Source organism: Corallococcus sp. AB045 (assembly GCF_003668895.1).
GTDB lineage: Bacteria > Myxococcota > Myxococcia > Myxococcales > Myxococcaceae > Corallococcus > Corallococcus coralloides.
On sequence record NZ_RAWN01000091.1, the window covers coordinates 1 to 17,638 of the forward strand.

General features: G+C 71.8%; 15 protein-coding genes. 5 read left to right on the forward strand and 10 right to left on the reverse strand.

Features of this window, described 5'->3' with window-relative positions; all coding sequences use genetic code 11:
- The 3 genes from D7Y21_RS21690 to D7Y21_RS21700 all read right to left on the reverse strand — a co-directional run.
- Positions 1–621 (reverse strand): dihydroneopterin aldolase (locus tag D7Y21_RS21690; protein WP_147469346.1); only part of this gene is annotated, 621 nt, incomplete at its 3' end.
- Complete coding sequence (locus tag D7Y21_RS21695; protein WP_121715430.1) at positions 618–1,343, reverse strand: SDR family oxidoreductase; 726 nt, start codon at positions 1,341–1,343, stop codon at positions 618–620. The genes D7Y21_RS21690 and D7Y21_RS21695, both read right to left, overlap by 4 nt.
- A 165-nt stretch (positions 1,344–1,508) precedes the next feature.
- Positions 1,509–1,997 carry a hypothetical protein gene (locus D7Y21_RS21700; RefSeq protein WP_199724138.1) on the reverse strand — a complete coding sequence of 163 codons (489 nt, stop codon included), beginning with the start codon at positions 1,995–1,997 and terminating at the stop codon, positions 1,509–1,511.
- A gap of 125 nt (positions 1,998–2,122) precedes the next feature.
- On the opposite strand from D7Y21_RS21700, the gene D7Y21_RS21705 reads away from it, so the two are divergent.
- Positions 2,123–2,839, forward strand: coding sequence for a class I SAM-dependent methyltransferase (locus D7Y21_RS21705; protein WP_120560960.1), 717 nt, complete (start codon positions 2,123–2,125; stop codon positions 2,837–2,839).
- Positions 2,840–2,846: 7 nt separating this feature from the next.
- On the opposite strand, the gene D7Y21_RS21710 is transcribed toward D7Y21_RS21705, so the two are convergent.
- Positions 2,847–3,368, reverse strand: coding sequence for a GreA/GreB family elongation factor (locus D7Y21_RS21710; RefSeq protein WP_120560959.1), 522 nt, complete (start codon positions 3,366–3,368; stop codon positions 2,847–2,849).
- 127 nt (positions 3,369–3,495) lie between these two features.
- Here D7Y21_RS21710 and D7Y21_RS21715 point away from each other — a divergent pair, with 127 nt between their 5' ends.
- Positions 3,496–3,831, forward strand: coding sequence for a PilZ domain-containing protein (locus D7Y21_RS21715; protein WP_158619177.1), 336 nt, complete (start codon positions 3,496–3,498; stop codon positions 3,829–3,831).
- Positions 3,832–3,841: 10 nt separating this feature from the next.
- On the opposite strand, the gene D7Y21_RS41860 is transcribed toward D7Y21_RS21715, so the two are convergent.
- From D7Y21_RS41860 to D7Y21_RS21740, 5 genes are all read right to left on the reverse strand, one after another.
- Positions 3,842–4,321: a hypothetical protein gene (locus tag D7Y21_RS41860; RefSeq protein ID WP_158619176.1), complete on the reverse strand. Its 480-nt coding sequence runs from the start codon at positions 4,319–4,321 to the stop codon at positions 3,842–3,844.
- 747 nt (positions 4,322–5,068) lie between these two features.
- Positions 5,069–7,891 carry a DUF4105 domain-containing protein gene (locus tag D7Y21_RS21725; protein ID WP_233612232.1) on the reverse strand — a complete coding sequence of 941 codons (2,823 nt, stop codon included), beginning with the start codon at positions 7,889–7,891 and terminating at the stop codon, positions 5,069–5,071.
- 32 nt (positions 7,892–7,923) lie between these two features.
- Positions 7,924–8,889 carry a hypothetical protein gene (locus D7Y21_RS42880; protein WP_233591304.1) on the reverse strand — a complete coding sequence of 322 codons (966 nt, stop codon included), beginning with the start codon at positions 8,887–8,889 and terminating at the stop codon, positions 7,924–7,926.
- 180 nt (positions 8,890–9,069) lie between these two features.
- A complete protein-coding gene (locus D7Y21_RS21735) occupies positions 9,070–10,431 on the reverse strand; it encodes a D-arabinono-1,4-lactone oxidase (RefSeq protein WP_121715454.1) in 1,362 nt (453 codons plus the stop codon).
- A 4-nt stretch (positions 10,432–10,435) separates the two neighbouring features.
- The gene (locus D7Y21_RS21740) at positions 10,436–11,611 is read right to left on the reverse strand and encodes an amino acid deaminase/aldolase (protein ID WP_120560955.1); all 1,176 of its coding nucleotides are present in this window, start codon (positions 11,609–11,611) and stop codon (positions 10,436–10,438) included.
- Positions 11,612–12,000: 389 nt separating this feature from the next.
- On the opposite strand from D7Y21_RS21740, the gene D7Y21_RS21745 reads away from it, so the two are divergent.
- Positions 12,001–13,128 carry a LuxR family transcriptional regulator gene (locus D7Y21_RS21745; RefSeq protein ID WP_121715436.1) on the forward strand — a complete coding sequence of 376 codons (1,128 nt, stop codon included), beginning with the start codon at positions 12,001–12,003 and terminating at the stop codon, positions 13,126–13,128.
- Between the two features lie 42 nt (positions 13,129–13,170).
- Positions 13,171–14,319 (forward strand): metallophosphoesterase, encoded by a 1,149-nt coding sequence (locus D7Y21_RS21750; protein ID WP_121715438.1) that lies wholly within the window; start codon positions 13,171–13,173, stop codon positions 14,317–14,319.
- A 28-nt stretch (positions 14,320–14,347) separates the two neighbouring features.
- Here the strand turns inward: D7Y21_RS21750 and D7Y21_RS21755 are convergent, their stop codons facing one another.
- Entirely contained in the window at positions 14,348–15,727 is a 1,380-nt protein-coding gene (locus tag D7Y21_RS21755; protein WP_121715440.1) for a thioredoxin family protein, read from the reverse strand.
- Between the two features lie 111 nt (positions 15,728–15,838).
- Between D7Y21_RS21755 and D7Y21_RS21760 the strand changes: the two genes are divergently transcribed.
- Complete coding sequence (locus tag D7Y21_RS21760; protein ID WP_121715456.1) at positions 15,839–17,578, forward strand: GTPase; 1,740 nt, start codon at positions 15,839–15,841, stop codon at positions 17,576–17,578.
- Positions 17,579–17,638: the final 60 nt, after the last annotated feature.

Consider the following 17,638-nt stretch of genomic DNA (forward strand, 5'->3'; position numbering starts at 1 on the left):
GGCGTGTACCGGCTGCCCCTGCAGCACCAGCCCCGCGCCCAGCACCAGCTCCATTCCTTCCGTGTGACCGTCCGCGCGCGGCGGGATGCTCCCTCCCGGATCCACCCGCAGCCGGTACACGCCGTAGGTCGCGCCTTCGTGGATGACGTCCACGTGGCCGAAGGGCTTCGCGTCCGTCCGGTACACCATCTCCTCCGCGGTCCGGTGCACCTGGAGCGACGGGATGGCCCACCCCGTCAGCGCCTCCGGCTTGGTGACCCGCACCGTGGCGGCGTGCAGCGGCGCGTGCGGCGCGGCGTCCGTGGGCGGCGCCAGGAGATAGCGGCACACCGCCTCCGCCGCGGACTCCAACAACTCGAAGCGGCACGCATCCAGGAGGAAGCGCAGCTCTCCGGCCAGGCGCCCGTAGTGCACGGTGTTCGCCAGCCTCCCGCCCACCGCCGCCTGCCGCGCGTCCAGGAAGAGCGCCACGTCCAGGCGCAGCGGCTGCGGCGTCACGCGCTCGCGGTTGTAGAGGCCCACGATGACGTCCACCGTGAGCCCTCGCAGCTCCATCACGTCCAGCGGACGGCCCTGCGCGTCGGTGACCACGGGGTGGATCCACACGGGTTCCTGGCTCACAGCTGCGCGCTCCTTCCGCCATCCACGGCGATGACCTGCCCGGTGAGGTACGGCGCCTCGCGCGCGAGGAACACCACCGTGCGCGCCACGTCCTCCACGCTGCCCTCGCGGCCCATGGGCACGCGGTCGAGCACGTCCTTCCGCGCGGCTTCGTCGAAGTGCTCCGGGAAGGCCACCACGCCCGGCGAGATGGCGTTGACGCGCACGTGCGGCGCCAACTCCACCGCCAACGCTCGCGTGAGCATCACGAGCCCCGCCTTGCTCACCGAGTAGTGCGAGTAGTGGCTCACCGCCCGCTCCCCGCCGATGTCGGTGAGGTGCACCACCAGCGGGTCCTTCCCCGCGCGCAGCGACGGCAGCAGCGCCTGCGTGAGGAAGAAGGGCGCGTCCACGTTCACCGCGAGCATGCGGCGGTACTGCTCGCGCGTCACGGCCGCGAAGTCCACCCGCTCATAGAGCCCCGCGTTGTGGACGACCACGTCCAGCGCGGGGTGCGCCTCCCGGACCCGCGCACCCAGCGCGTCCACGGCCTGCGCGTCGGAGAGGTCGCCGCTGTACAGCGTGACGGCGCGGCCCAGCGCTCGCAGCTCTTCGGCCAGCGACTCCAGCGGCTCCATGGAACGGTTCGCGTGAAGCGCCAGGTCGTAGCCGGCGCGGCCCAGCGCGCGCGCCACCGCGCTGCCGATGCGCACGCCCGCGCCCGTGATGAATGCGGTCCCCATATGCGGGCCCTGCCTAACAGGCCCGCCCGCGAAAGGCACCCGGCGGCTTCACGCGGAAAACACCGCGGGGCGACACCTGGAGACCCCTCTCCAGGCACCGCCCCGCGGCACTGCGTCGTCCCCTTTGCGTCGTTCGTCCCGTCTCGTCTCGTCTCCTCGTGCTTGCTACGGGTAGTAGACCACCGTCTGCCAGCGGCGCCCGCCGTACGGCACCCAGACCCACTCCGTCACCGCCTGGTAGCCGCCCGGCACATATTGCTGGTCGTAGTAGCCCGGCGTGCAGCGCACGTGGCGGCCGCGGCGGCCACGGGACACGCACTGCTCGGGGACCCAGACCTGCTCGTAGCGCGCCGGCACCCAGCGCTCCACCGTCTGCAGCTCGTAGCGGCCGCGCGAGTCCACCGGGCGCGGCATGGGGCCCTGGTTGCAGTTCGGGCCGCGGCAGCCCATGAAGCGGCGCGTCTTCGCGTCGTCATTGTCGTAGCGGAACGCCTGGCCCTGCGGCGCGGAATCCCAGCCGCCGTTGTACCGCTGCTGGCCGCCCCACTGCGCATCCGCCCGGGTCGGGCCGCGCCAGTCCGCCGCGAACGACGTGGAGGAACCGAGCAGCATTGCACCGAAGGCCAGGGTCGCGAGTCCGAGCTTGAAAGCCATGTCTTCCATCCTCCGTCCGAGTTGCTTGTCCTGACTGACGGGGCCCCCGCCGGAACATTCAAATCCCGTCGAGTCCCTCTCAACCCGGGTGGCGGGGCCGGGGGGATGTGGGTACACCTCGTCCCATGTTCCACCGCGACGGCCCCACCTTCCGCGAGCTTGCACGGCAGGCCCTCACCTCCGTCGAGCAGGGCTACGACCTGCTCGCGCCCAAGTTCGAGCACACGCCGTTCCGCACGCCGGATCCGGTGCTCAAGGCCGCGCTCGCGCACGTGGGGCCCGAAGGCAGCGTGGGCAGTGCCTTGGATGTGTGCTGCGGCACCGGCGCCGCGATGCGCGTGCTGCGCCCGCTGTGCCGCGAGCGCGTCGTCGGGTTCGACCTGAGCCAGGGCATGCTGGACGAAGCGCGGCGCAGGCTCGTGGATGCACCGGGCAGCGCGGCGCTCGACTTCGTCCGGGGCGATGCGCTGGCGCTGCCCTTCGACGCGGCGTTCGACCTGATCACCAGCTTCGGCGCCTTCGGGCACATCCTGGAGGAGGACGAGCCGCGCCTCGTCGAGGGCATCGCGCGGGCGCTGAAACCCGGTGGCCGCTTCGTCTTCATCACCGCTCGGCCGCCGTCCGCGCTCAACCCCGGCTACTGGGTGGCGAAGGGCTTCAACGCCGCCATGCGCGTGCGCAACGCGCTCTGGAAGCCGCCGTTCGTCATGTACTATCTGACGTTCCTCGTGCCCCGCGCCCGCGCGCTGCTGGAGGCGGCGGGGTTCGACGTGGAGGTGCGCGAGGGCGACATGCCAGAGCCCTTTGGCCGGCTCGTCACCGTCATCGCCACGAAGCGCTGAAGGGGCCTCAAGGCGCGGCCGCGGCGGCTTCGGACTCCGCGTACTCCACCGCGAGGATTTCGTACTCCACCGTGCCGCGCGGACGCTCCACCTGCACGGCCTCGCCGGCCTCCTTGCCCAGGAGCGCGCGCGCCAGCGGGGACTCCACGCTCAGCCGCCCCGCCTTCACGTCCGCTTCATCCGGACCGACGATGCGATAGCGCATGCGCGCGCCATCCTCGTCCTCCAGCACCACCCACGCGCCGAAGAAGACGCGGCCCGCCTGTGATGGATCCGGCGCCACCACCCGCACGTCCTCCAGGATGGCGGTCAGCTCGCGCGCGCGGCGCTCCCGCTCGCGCTTGCGCACGCCCGCTTCCAGCTCCGGCCAGTCCCGGGGCGCGGGGCCCTGTAGCTCCAGCAGCTCCTCCTGGAGCGCGCGGTAGCCCTCCGGCGTGATGTAGCGCTGCTCCGCCGACGTCGACCGGGGACGCGCGGGGGTGAGCCCCTCGTCGCCGCCCCCGTCTTCCTTGGTGAATGCCTTCGACATGGCCCGCTCCCTCCTCCCAGGAAATTTCTCAACGTTTCCCGGGCTTTGCACGCCGGGTCCGCCTGCCCGCCCGCTTTCAATTGGCGCAATTTTACTACCGAGACGGAATCCGCCAGGATTCGAGGGCATGCACCTCCCCCGAGCCGTGCCTCGCTTCGAGCATCGCCTGGCCGTCCGTCTGCGCGGCATGCTGCCGCTCTACACGCGGGATGTGTCGGAGAGCGGCTTCTGCGCGGAGATGCTCCAGCCGATGAAGGCGGGCGATCTCCTGGAAGGCGCGTTGCTGCTGGGGGACGAGGAGGTCCCCTTCCAGGCCCGGGTGATGTGGGCCCGCCGCTCCGCCGGGGAGCGCACGCGAGGACGCTGCGGCGTGCGCTTCGTCACCATCGGCGAGGACTTCCAGCGGCGGCTGGGTGCGTTCAGGCGCTTGCAGGGCAGGCGCCTGATTCGCTGGTTCACCTGACGAACCGGGCCTACTTCGCCGTTTCGGAGGCCGCCGGGGCCGCGGTCTCGGACGGAGCGCCGGGCGTCGCGGGCGTGGTGGACGGCTCCGCGGCGGACTCGGCCGGGGGGGCGATGGGGGCGCCTTCGGGCGCGGGGGCCTGACCGGAGGGCACCACCTGGAGCTTGTAGCGGCGCACGCCCTTGGGCAGCACGACCTCCACCAGCGGGTTCTCCTTCACCAGGCCCGGGTCGAGCTTGAGGGAGAACTCGCCGTTCTCGTCGGTGGTCGCGTTGATGTGGTTGCGGTACTCGCCGCCGAGCACCTTGGCGCCCTTCACCGGCTGGCCCGTCGCGGCGTCCGTCACGCGCAGCACCATGAGCTGGCCCTCCTGGAGCGCGGTGGCGCCGTTCGCCTGGATGACTTCGTTGTAACGCGGGCGCAGCGCGCAGGCGGACAGCAGCGCGGAGGAGAGGACGGCGATGGTCAGCAGGTTGCGGCGAAGGCTCATGGAATCCATCCAGGCTGGGAAGCGGTACGGCGGAGGCGCGGCAGCATAGCCGCCAGCCACCGGACGCCAAGTCTCCGGTGCGTTACGGCCCCCGTGTACGGCATCCGCCCCCACGCCGGGTCGCGAAATTCCCGGCGAGCAGGCAGGGCAGGCGCCTTCCTCCTCAAGGACCGGTGGAGCCGTCAGCCCTTCCACCCGCCCGCTTCCAGCACCATCTCCCAAGGTGTCCGGGCACGTCCTTCCCCCGCCCGCACGGAGGTCAATGCTCCATGGATGAGACCTATACGGAGGAATCCGAACGCGTCGTGCGTCCGGAGCAACGCTTTGTGATGGAGAACGGGCGGGCCGAGTACGCGACCATTCCGCCCGACACGCGCGTGGAGGAGAGCCGCGTCGTCTGGAAGCACAACCGGTTCGACGTGAGCGTGCTGACGATGGTGCTCATCAGCGCCATCACGTTCTTCATTCCGCTGTTCAACGGCCTGCTGGCCGGCACGTTCGGCGGCTTCCACGCGGGACGTCCCCGCCGGGCCCTGGCAGCCGCTGCCGTCGCCTCGGTGGTGGTGCCCGCCGCGTTCTACGTGGCCTTCAACGTCTTCAGCGTGGGCGGCGAGCGCATCTTCCTGGGCCTGGGCTGGGGGAACTGGACGCTGCTGCACGTCATCGGCCTGTTCATTGGCGCCCTCTGCGGCGCGTCCAGCCGTCCGGTGTTCACCGGTGAGGTCCCCATCTTCCGCACGCAGTACGTCAGCGGAGCTCCACTCCTAGCGCAAGGCGATGTCGCGCCAGCCCTTCCGGAAGGCTCGCGAGACTTCTCCCGGGACCTGCCCACGACGCAAGTGTCCCCTCCCAGTGGACCTGTGCGCGGGGAGTGAGCAGCACGCTCCAGCGGGCGACACGCCCCAGGTACCACTCCACCTGGAGCGTCGCGTCCGCCTCATGCATGAAGCCCGGCGTGATGCCCGTGCGCCACGACGGCACGTACGTGGCCTCCAGGCGCAGGGCGCTGTTGCCTGGACCGGGCAGGCCCAGGCGATGGGCCAATGACAGACGGGGCCCCACCGTGGGGACCGTCTCCCTGGGGCTCCAGGCCATCGTGGCCTGGGCGCCCAACCCCACCGCGAGGAAGGTGTCGAAGCGCTCCGAGGCCGCCACCACGCCCAGCGCCTCCGCCTCCACCGTCGCGCGGTAGGGCAACGGGCGGTCGATGTCCGTGGACATCTTCGCCTCCGCGCCCCAGCCCAATGAGTCGGAGAACGACCGTTGCTGCTGGGGCAGTTCGGGCAGCAGCGTGCGGTAGCCCACCAGCGTCAGGCGCGAGCCGAGGATGCGCGGCACGCCCCAGCGCGGCTCCACCGACAGCTCTCCGTCCAGCACACGCAGCTCGCTGCTGGACTGGAAGCCGTGCAGGCGCGCGTCGCCCAGGGCCTCGTTCATCGCGGAGGTGCGCAGGCTCACCACCGGCCGCGCGGCGCCCACCTCCGGGAAGTCCACGCCGCCGCTCACCACCGTGCGGGCCGCGCCGGATTCGCGCAGCGCGCCCCGGGCCCAGGTGGTCTCAAGCGCCACCTTCTGTTCATGGTCCTTCGCGAGGAAGGCCCGCGGATCCACGTCCGCGAGCGGTCCGTCGTTGAGCGCGCCCTGCGCCTCGGTGGCCGCGGCGAAGGCGGCTTCGGTGTGCTCGGCGCGGACCAGGGCCTTGAGCTCGTCCGGCGTGGGCAGCCGCTTGATGGCGGTGTCCAGGGCCTGCTGGAGCAGGGCCGTACGGTCGAGCACCGCGAGCTTGCGCTGCATGGCGTCCTCGCGCTCGAAGAGGGCTTGCCGGTCCTTGACGCCCTGGGCGGCGCCGCCCTGCCCCTTCAGGTCGAGGGTGACGAGGCGCTCACGCTCGATGGCGAGCTTCTCCCCTTCGGCCTGATCCACCGCCGCGCGCTCCACCCGCACCGCGTGCGCCACGTAGGCGTGCAGGGCCTCGCGGGCTTCGGCGCGCGCGGAGGGAGGAGCGGCGTCGAGCGCCGTCGTCACGGCGTGAGGCAGCTGTTCGTAGGCCTGCCTGCGCACGTCGGGTTCGGGGGACTGGAGGCGGCGGTGAACGTGGTGCAGCGGCGCGAGCGCGGTGGACGGAAGCAGGGAGGCCAGCTTCGTGAGCAGCCGCTCCTCTTCCACGAGCGCGCGCCGGGCGCGGTCTCCCGTGGATTCGAGGGCGTCCGGGACGTGCTCCAGGAGCGGCACCTTGTGCCCACTCGCGTCCACGACGTTCGTCTTCGCCAGCGTGTCCAGCGTGGCCGTGGGCAGGACCCACAGCATGCCGGGCGCGCTCACGTGACGGCCGTTCTCCAGCGAGCCATTGAGGAGGAAGAGCAGCGCGGCGGCGCAGTTGTCGGTGAAGAAGTAGTAGCCCAGGTAGCCGCGACGCTCGAGTTCCCAGATGCGCTCCAGCATGCGCTGGGACTCGCCGGGCGTGAGGTTCAGCCGGAAGCGGCGGATGGTGCGCTGCTCCAGCTCCAGCGACTCGTGGGTGACGTCGCCCAGGGTGCCCGTGAGGAAGACGGTGCTGTAGCCGCCCGTCATGCCCTTCATCAGGTAGCCCAGGCCCTTCTCCTCCATGCCGGTGAGGGCCACGAGCTGCACGACGCGCTCGAAGCCGGGGCCCTGCACCGTGGCGCCTTCGCGCCAGACCGGGCGCAGGAGCAGGTGGCCGAAGAGGGACTGGGGCTGGCGGCCCGTGGCCGCGACGAGCAGGACCTCCAGGTGCGAGAGCGCATCCGCTTCCGCCCACGTGTCGAAGGCCGGACAGGCTCCTCGCGCGGGCAGCGTGCCCAGGCGCGCCTCCGAGATGAACTCCGACAGGGCGCGCGTCTTGGACAGCTCCTGACAGCGCACCTGATCATCCTCGGGCAAGGCTTCCGGACGCAGGGACTCCGCGGGGACGAACAGCTCCTCCGCGAACGTGACGAGGTCCAGCGAGGCGCTCGCCTGCCCCCGGGCGCGGCTGAAGGCCCCCGCGTAGGTGATGCTCGCGGACTCCTTCCACGTGAGGGGGCGCTCGAGCGGGAGCAGCCATCCGTCCAACCTTCGCCACTGGGGACGCTTGCTCCAGCCGCGCGCGTCGTCCCAGCGCTGCATCACGGCGTGCACCACGGCGCGGCGGCGCCACAGATGTTCGGCCTCCGTGTCGGTGAGACGTGACAGGCGCAGCGTGGCCCGGCGCTCCTCGGAAGGGGCGTAGCGGTAGAGGTGGAACTGCTCGCGCTGCTCCGACCAGTCCGGACGGGCCTTCGTTCCGTCACCCAGGCCCAGCGGCGCGGGCTCCGGATGCAGCACGAACTCCAACCGGCCTCCGGGCGGACGGCGCATCGCGGGAGGCAGGCCAGCGAGCCCCGCCTCCACGTCCGAGATCAGCGAGGCATCCCGCGCCGCGACACCGCGCAGGAGGATGCCCGACGTGGCCTCCAGGGCCGCGACCCGCTCGGCCAGGACGAGCTCCGGGGACAGCTCCTTCAAGAACGCCGGCACCGCGAGGTGGCCCAGGGGTTCCTGAGCCTGCGAGCTCACGGGCAACAGCAGCACCGTGAGCCATCCCCTCCAGGTTGGGCGAGGCCTCACTGAAGGGCCTCGGCCGCTTGGGGCGCACCCTCCTGTTCCTGGAGGAAGGCCTGACGGTCCTCTTCGAGCCGGGGTTCGGTGCGCGCCAGCTGGCCCACGCGCTCCAGCCAGGCGCGGGCGCGCTCGGGCGTCAGCGTCTTCGCATCCGCCATCATCAGCAGCTCCTTGCGGTGCGTGCGCAACAGCTTGCCGAAGACATCCAGGTTCTCACGGCGGATGCGCGCCGCCTGCGCCAGGTCCTCCACCGTCGGGCCCGCGCCCAGCGCCAGGTCCTCTCGCAGTTGGTGCGTGCGGGCCCGCAGGTACACCTGGGCCGCGTGCCCCACCTCTTTCGGCGAGGGCCGCTTGCCCTTGCGCCGCGCCGAACGCTCGTACGACTGCCAGATGACGATGCCCAGGCCCATCACCGTCAGCGCCACCGTGGCCGTCGACAGGAGCTGATTCTCGCGGCCGTTGCTGCTCTCGCTGCGCGTGCGCGAATCGTCGCCCTGATCCACCTGGTTCGACTCGCTGGTGCCCGCGTTGCTGTTCTCGCTGGAGCCGGAGTGGCTGGAGTCCCCTTCTCCCGTGCTGTGGTCGCTGGAGCCCGAGGAGTCGCCCGAGTCCGACTTGCTCGAATCCCCGTGGCTGGAGTTGCCTGAGTCGGAGTCGCTGGACTCGCCCGAGCCCGACTCGCTGGAGCCCTCGTCGCTGGAGCCGTTCGACCCCGACTTGCTGGACTCGCCCTGGCTGGAGTTGCCCGAGTCGGACTTGCTGGACTCGCCCTGGCTGGAGTCACCCTGGCTGGAGTTGCCCGAGTCCGACTGGCTGGAGTCACCCTGGCTCGAAGCGCCCGACTCCGAGGAGTTGCCCGAGTCCGACGCCCCCGCGGCCCTCAAGCCCGCGGCGGGCCCGCGACACCCCACGGCGAGCATCAACATCGACGCCGTCACCACGCGCTTCCACGAAGACTTCGTCCGCATCCATCCCCCTCGAAAGGGCGCCACCGGGCCTGGCGCCAGCCAGTGCCCTAGCCAACCGCATGCCGGGCGCTGGATTGTGCATTATCGAGAGGTTGGTGGATCGTCTGACGCGATACGGCGCGAAAAACCACCCCCGAGGTGCGTCGCGCGCTTCGCGCCCCTGTTTCACCGGGGGTGGACCTACGCGAGCCTCGCGCTCCCGGATTCGCCCCGGGTGTGACGGACGCCCTCCTCCAGGAAGAGACGTTTCAGATAGGGATTGAGGAAACGCCCCTCCGGGTCCAGTTGCTCACGCACGCGCTGGAAATCATCCCAGCGGGGATACAGGTGTTTCAGTGTCTCCGCCGTCTGTGTGTGCAGCTTGCCCCAGTGTGGCCGGCCGCCGTGGTTGCGGAAGATGGCCTCCGCGCCGGAGAAGTAGGGCTCCAGCGGCATGCCCCGGTATTGATGCACCGCGATGAACGCGCGGTCCCCGCCGTGCGCCGGACTGAGGAACACGTCGTCGCCGCGCACGAAGCGGTACTCCACCGGGAAGTGCACGGGCAGCTGCTCGCGCGTGATGTATTCAGACAGCTCGCGCAGGCAGTCCGGCCCTCGCTCCACCGGCACGGCGTATTCCATCTCCTGGAAGCGCACGAGCCGCGGCGTGGCGAACAGCGTGTGGCTCTGCCCCGCCAGCACGCCTTCCGACGCCAGCTTCGCCGACAGCCGGCTCACCGGCGCGCACCACGCCGGCCGCATCCGGCACGCACGGCTCACCGCGCCGAAGACCGCGTTCTCCATCACCATCTCGCTGAACCAGCGCCCCACGCCCACCCCGTGCGGGGTCTCGTCCGTGAGGTCCATCGCCTTCGTCATCACGCGGTCGGAGTGCGGGAACCAGAAGAACTCGTAGTGCCGGTGGCGCGCCCGCGCTTCATCCAATCCCGCGAGGCACTCCTCCAGCGCCAGGTTCCGCCGCGTCAGCCGCAGCCGGTACGCGGGCAGCAAGCGCAGCCGCACCCGCGTCACCACGCCCAGCGCGCCCAGGGACACCCGCGCGGCCTGGAGCAGCTCCGGCGACGTGTCCTCCGAGCACGTCACCTCGTCCCCGCTCGCAGTGACGAGCGTCATCTCCGCCGCCTGCGTGGAGAGGATGCCCAGTCCCACGCCCGTGCCGTGCGTGCCCGTGCCCAGCGCGCCGCCCAGCGACTGCTTGTTGATGTCGCCCAGGTTCTCCATCGCGAGCCCGTGCGACGCGAGCAGCGCTCCCAGTTCGCGCAGGCTCGTGCCCGCCCACACCACGGCCTCGCGCGTGCGGTCGTCCACGGACTCCAGGCCCCGCAGCGCTTCGAGCGACACCATCGTCTCGTCCGTCGCGCACAGGGGTGGGAACGAGTGGCCGCTGCCCACCACGCGCACGGTGCGCGATTGGGCGCTGGCGTCGCGGAGCGCGGCCTTCAGGGCGTCCACGGAGTCCGGCTGGAGGAAGCCGGAGGGATGGGCCACCACCCCGCCGGACCAGTTGCGCCACGTCTTCGTCTTCGCCGTCTCGGTCGTCATGCCGTCACCCCCATTCACCCCGGTAGGTCGGGACCTCTTCCACGACGCGGCCGCCGGAGATGAGCAGCAGCGTGCGGAAGTGCTCACACACCTCGCCTGCCTTCGCGTGCCGGAAGAACACCGGCGCGCCCAGGGGCAGCGGCACCGGCCCCGCGTACGCGATGGGCGTCTGCACCTCGCCCGCGCCTTCCAGCGGGAGGAGCTTCGCGCCCTCGGGCAGGTAGGGCACGGGCAGCTTGTCCACGCCCGCGGAGCCGGAGGCCACGAAGCCTCCCCCCTGCAGCGTGTAGAGGCCCGGGCCGGGGCGCCGCGTGACGGGGATGGCGAACGCCACCGCGGGCTGATGCTGGAAGCCGCGATAGCCGTCGAAGAGCGCGGGCGAGTACAGGCCGCTGCCCGCGGTGAGCTCGGTGACGCTCGCGTCCTGGCGCGTGGACTCCAGGCTGCCGGTGCCCCCGCCGTTCACGAAGCGCGGCGTGAACCCCGCGTCCTTCAGCGCGGCCACCACCGCCTGCCTGCGCGAGTGCACGCGGCCCACCGAGCCCCGCTTGAGCGCGCGGATGACCACGTTCTTCGGCCCCGCGTGCGGAGCGGCGTCCGGCACGCCCGCGAGCTGCGCCTCGTAACCCATGACGCCCGCGAGGAAGACGGCGTCCGCTTCCGCCGCGATGCTCCGGGCCACCGCCAGCGCGTCCTCCGGCGAGCGCACCGGCGAGCGGTGCACCCCAAAGCGCAGCCCCGGCAGGTCGACGGACAGGTCCACGTCCAGGCACAGCGGCGCTCGCGTCCCGTGCCGGCGGGCAGCGCGGGCGGCGAGCGCCACGTGCTCCACCGAGTCCACCATCAGCGTCACGGGCGCTGGCGGCCGGCACAGCTCCACCAGGGCCTCGGTATCCACCACGGGGTAGCCCATGAGCAGGTCGCTAAAGCCGCGCTCGCGCAGGTGCACGGCCTCGTCGGCGCTGAAGCACATGAGGCCCTGGAAGCCGGGATGCCCGTCGAGCACGCGCCGCAGCAACGCGACGCACCGCACCGACTTCGTGGCCACCCGCACCGGCAGCCCGCCCGCGCGCCGCACCAGCGCCGCCGCGTTCTCGTTCAGCAGGTCCAGGTCCGCGAAGGCCAGGGGCAGCCTCCGTCCCTCCAGCGCCTGGGCGTAGTAGGCGTAATCACGCGGCATGTCAGGGCCTCCGGGCGCGGGCACGACGGGAGCGGACATCATCGCCGCGCCCCGTCAACTCCGGAGCCTGATGGCACCGGGCGCGTGGGGTGGTGGACAGGCGGGGACAGGAGCCGGAAAAGGGGCAGCGCGCCGGACATCCCTGGGGGAACGCCCGGCGCGCGCACACACGGATACTTCGACTCCTAGGTCGGCCCACCCCCCCGGAAGGGCACGGAACGCCATGGTGCCGCCAGCCGAAAGTCATTTCTATTGAGGAAATCACGCGAGTCTCAAACGACTCGGGGGGCAGGAAATCAATTCCCACCTGGACAGGCGGAAGAAGCACTGATTCCACTCCCGACCTCACAAGTCTTCCAATTGGCCCCAACGGCTATAGTAAGTAAATCGTGATTGATTTGATTTCCGAGGACCAACGCCTCTTGCAGGAGCTGGAGGGCCTGCTGGAGGGGTTGGAGCCCGGCTCCGAGGCCCTGCCGACGGTCCTCGCCGCGCTCCGAAGCGCCCTGCGCGCGGAGCGGACGGCGGCCTACGGCGTGGACGTGGGCCCGGACCGCTATCACACGGCGTTCGTGCACGGCGTGGGCTTCCCGCAGCCGCCTTCGGTCCTCTCAGAGGCCTTCGACGCGGCGCTGCCGCCGGCGGGGAGCCGCTTTGGCTATTTCGATCCCGCGCGTCCGCCACTGGCCCAGCGCAACCGGGCGATGCGCTTCTCGCCGCTGGGAATCTCGGAGCCGCTGCGGGCCCTGCCCATCACCGGCGAGGGCGAAGGCCCTCTGTGGGAGCGGCTGGGACTGAGCGAAGCGGAGTGGGAGCACGCGCGGACGCAGCTGGCCGGGTATGCCTTCAATCTCTACCGGCAATTGGGATTGGAGCAGCTGGCGCAGCTGCGGGTGCTGGTGTGTGAAGGCGACATGATGCTGGGTTGGGTGGGCGCCTTCCGGGCCGAGCCCTTCACGGAGCGGGAGCAGCGGCTGTTGCAGGCGCTGACGCCCGCCATCCAGCGGCGGATGGCCATGGACCGGCGGCTGCGTGAGGCGGGCCTCCTGGGGCCGGCCCTGGGCGCGGCGCTGGAGGTGCTGGGGCGGCCCGCGTGGGTCGTCACGTTCAGCGGCCGGGTGATGCACGCGAACAAGGCGGGGCAGGCGCGGTGGGAGCAGGACTCGCAGGCGCTGGCGACGCAGGTGCGCGAGTGTCTGCGGAGCCCGCCGGGCGCGGGGCCGCTGTTCTCCTCCGGTCCGCTGCGCACGCAGGGGCTGCCGGACCACTACCTGGTGCTGGACCCCGGACCGCCGATGGAGCCGACCTCGCGCCTGCCGGTGCTGGCCCAGCGCTGGGGGCTCACCGCGCGCGAGGCGCAGGTGCTGGAGCACGTGGTGCAGGGAGAGACGAACAAGGCCATCGCCCTGCACCTGGGCTGCGCCGAGCGCACGGTGGAGGTGCACGTCACGCACCTCTTGAACAAGGCGCAGGTGGAGAGCCGCTCCGCGCTCATCTCGCGCTTCTTCCAGTCCTGATGGGCCGGTGGGCACCGCCCGGCGCATGACTAGGATGGAGGGATGGACGACGCGCTCTTGAGGAAGGCGCTGGCTCGCGCCGACGCGGCGGTGGCGAAGGGGCCACACGCGCTGGCGGCGGAGGGCCAGCGCCGCACGCTGCACGTGGCGATGGGGGACCCGCAGGCGGACTTCGACCGGGTGCTGTCCATCCTCTCGCTGCACGGGCTGCTGGACGAAGACGGAGGACTGCGGCCGGACGTGTGCCTGGTCTCCGTGGGCGACCACTTCGACTGGGGGCCCGCGGCGGACCGGGAGCGCGTGGCCTGGAGCGCGCTCCGGCTGGTGGCGTGGCTCGCGTCCCATCCGGCGGACCAGGCGGTGATGCTCCTGGGCAACCACGACCTGGGACGCGTGGGGGAGCTGGCGGACTTCACCGATGCGACGTTCCGCGCCGCGCAGGTGGAGGCGGACCGGGTCTACGCGGGGGACGACACCGACGCGGCGGCGGAGCGGGCCTTCCTCCAGCGCTGGCCTGGATTGCCGAGCGCGGAGCTGGCGGCGCGGGACTTCAGCACCTGGACCGAGGAGCAGCGCGCGTGGGTGGAGCACCTGCTGCGCGCACGGCGCTTCCGCGTGGCGCATGCGGCCGGGGACTCGCTGCTGGTGCTGCACGCGGGTGTCACGCGCGAGGACCTGGGGATCGTGGGGCTCGAGCCCGAGCGGTGGGCGGACGCGCGCGCGGTGGCGGAGGCGCTCAACGGCGTGATGGACCGGGCGGTGGCCGGGTGGAAGGGCAGGCCGCTCGTGCTGCCGGGGCTGCACCATCCGGGCAATGCGAGGGATGGCGAGGGCGTGGGCATCTTCTACCAGCGGCCCAGCCTCGCCGCGGAGGACTCGGAGCGTGTGCGAGGAACTCCGCGGCGCAGGTTCGATCCCAGGAGGTTGCCACTCGGGTTGACCCAGGTGGTGGGCCACACGCGGGACAAGCGGGTGCGGGAGCTGGTGTCACCCGGTCCCGTGCGAGATGGAGTGCTGCGTCACCTGGTGACGGACGGATCGCGCGTGGACTACGCGCACGGCCCGCCGCCCGCGACGGGCCCGGGTGAGGCGGTGATGGTGTTCACCGATGGCGCCATGCGCGAGGGCCGCGCGGAGGACTTCGAGCTGCTCGACCTGGATGCCCGTCGCGCGGTGCCGCTGGCTCCGTGATGGGCACGCGCGAAGGCTCGTGTGCTGGCTACGGCGCCGCGCCAGGGACAGTGGCCGGCGTCTTGAGCCCGGCGAGCTTCTTCTCCAGCGACTCCACCTGACGCGGGGACACCTGCGCGGCGGGCAGCGTCTTCGCGAAGGCCAGCGCCTCCTCCAGCGTCTTCACCGCGCCCGCGGTGTCCTTGCGCGCGACCTGGATGTCCGCGCGGCCGGAGAGCACGGACAGCCGCCGCGCGCCCTGCACCCGCGCCAGCGCCCGGTCGTTCGCGGCGAGCGCGTCGTCCAGCCGGCCCGACAGGCGGTACAGCGTCGCGAGCCGCGCGGGCGGGTTGTAGTCCTGGGGCAGGTCCTTCTCGCTCTGCTCCAGCGCGGGGATGGCACGCTGCGGCTGCTCCAGCGTCATCGCCGCGAGCATGCGGTGCGAGTCGAACACGCTGCGCGCCTCGGGGTTAGGTGCCTTCGCGGCCTCGCCCTCCAGGAACGTCAGCCACTCCTGGGCCACCTGCTTCGCGCCAGCGGTGTCCTTGTCCTGCTTGCGCGCCTCCACCAGCACCTCGTACAGGCCGGAGCGGTCATCCGCCTCCATGTCGATGGCCGGCGGCGCGAGCACCTCGCGCGCCTTCGCCTCCAGCGCGTGCCGCAGGTCCGCCGCCTCGGGCGTGCCTTCCGGGATGGCCAGCGCGCAGCCGAGGCCATTGAGGACGCCGTTGGCCAGGCTGAGCGAGCGAGGCACCTTCGGCAGCTCCACCACCGCCTTCTGCGCGCAGGGCACGTACTGCTTCGCTCCGTACTGCGCCATCAGCAGTGACTCCAGCGCGCGGCCCCGGCGGGACCAGTCGGCTGGGGCTTCCGCGAGCGCGAGCGACAGGGCCTCGGCGGCCTCCGCGGGTTTGCGCTCTCCGTAGAGGGCATCACCGCGGGCGAGCAGCGCCTCCGCGCCGGTGGCACCGCCCTGATAGGCGCGCTCGCCGTCCTCGAAGAGTCGCTCCAGCTGCGGCACCGTCGCGCTGCCGGCGAAGCGCAGCAGGGCCTTCTCCTCGCGCGGGTCGATGATGAAGAAGGTGGGCCAGAACTCGACGGGGTACTTCTCCTGGAACGTCGCGTTCTGGGTCAGGTCGGTGTTGAGCTCCAGCCACACGAAGCGGTCCGCGTGCTTCGCCAGCGCCTTGTCCGTGAAGACGTACGCGCGCATGGAGCGGCAGGTGTGACACCACGGCGCCCAGGTGTCGACGAACAGGGGCACGCCCTTCGCCTTCGCGTCCGCGAGCGCGCGGGCGTAGTCGTCCGGGATGAAGGGCAGCGGGCCTTCGGCATGGGACTCGGCGGACGCGGGCGCGGGCGCGTTGGCGTTCGTGGCCGTGCAGGCGATGGACCCCGACAGGAGCAGGCAGGCGAGGAGGGAGCGCATGCGGCGCACCCTATCGCGCCTCTCCAGGGGTGTCCCCGGTGGACAGAGTGCGCACACCAGGCTGGGCACCACGCGGCGTGCGTGCTGTCTTACGCGTGGCCCCTTATGCCCATGAAGGACCCTCGCGCCCTGCGCACCGCCCTCGCGTCCGCCCTGGACGCCCTGCCCGCCTCCGAACGCTTCCCCGACAGCGGTGACGCCGACGTGGCCCGCCGCCTGGCGGAACGCCTGCGCCGCGACCTGCTGCCCCGCCTCGGCGCCGGGGACGCGCCGCTGCTCCTCGTGGCCATCGCCGGCCCCAACAACGTCGGGAAATCCACGCTCTTCAACTCGCTGGCGAAGGCGTCCCTGTCCCCCGCGCGTCCCGAGGGCGGACTCACCAAGCAGTGCCTGGCCGCGGCGAATCCAGAGACGTGGACGGGCGCGCTGAAGGACGTGCTCACCCAGCGCTACGACATCATCCCGGTGGCCGACGGCACCGTGGCGCCCGTGGACGAGCCCGGGCCTCCGGGCCGGCTGTACCTGGTGCTGTCGGATGCGATGCCGCGCGGACTGCTGGTGATGGACACGCCGGACTTCGACAGCGTGTACCGCGACAACCGCGAGCGGGCCGAGGCGCTGCTCGTCACGGTGGACGTGCTGGTGTTCGTGGTGAGCCGGCAGACGTACCAGAACGCGGCGCTGGTGGACTTCCTGCGCGCGGCGGTGGGCCACGGCAAGCCGTACCTGCTCGTCTACAACGAAGCCACGCGCGAGGACGTGGCGCGCGGCCACCTGGACAAGCTGGCCCAGGACGTGGGCCATCCGCCGCTCGCGCGCTACCTGGCACCGCACCAGCCGGACGTGGAGGCAGGGCTGAAGCCGCTGGCCACGGAGGCGCTGGATGGACGGCCGCCGCTCGCAGCGCTGCTGGGACAGGCGGAACATGCGCGCGAGCTGAAGGCGCGGGCGTTGGAGGCGTCGCTGTCGGATGCGCGCTCGGAGCTGGACGCGGTGGCGCGGGCGGCGACCCGTGCGGCCCGTGAGCCAGAGCGACTGCGGCAGCGGCTGCGGCACGACCTGCAAGGCATTGGCGCGCAGGCGGCGCTGAAGGCCGTGCCCGCGGACGTGCTGGTGGATGCGTTCCGCGACGAACTGGATGCGCGCAGCACCTTCCACCGGTTCGTGCGACTGCCGTTTCGCGGGCTGGCCACGGCGCTCACGTTCGTGAGCCGCAAGGTGCGCGAGTCCTTCACCGGCCCCCGGCCGAATGAGGCGCTGCCCACGCAGGCGGTGGATGACTCGATGAAGGACGGGCTGCGCAGGCTGGTGGACGCCTTCGCGCCGGAGGTGGCCGCGTGGCGCGGAGACGCGGAGACACGCGAGAAGCTGGAGCAGTCCTTCGGGCCCGCGATGCTCGGCCGGTTGGATGCGCCGCTGGACCTGGGCGCGCTGCACGCGCACGCGGCGGACCGGGCGACGCTGTATGACTTCTGCCGCCAGTTGGTGGGCAGCGAGCTGCAGGGCGGCATGCGCGAGGAGCTGCTCCAGGCGCTCACCACGCTGGTGTACTCGGTGCCGTCCGGCGCGGCTGCGGTGGTGACGGTGGCCACCGGCGGCCTGGGCCATGACGCGGTGGTGTGGGCGGGGACGCTCCTGTCCACGCCGCTGCTGGAGCGCTTCGTGGACCTGCTGGGCGCCCAGGTGCGCGCGACGGTGACGCGCAAGTGGGCGGACGCGCACGGAGCCACGCTGGCGCAGGCCATGGAGACGCGCTTCTTCTCGGAGCTATTGTCCCACCTGGACGCCCAGGCGGAGGGCTGGCTGCGCACCGCCTCCACCCTGGAGACGGCACGGCGGGCGGCGGAGTAGGCGGCCGGTTCCTGACGGGGTCCCGCCTTCGGAATGGAGGCGAGACTTCGTGCCTCATCG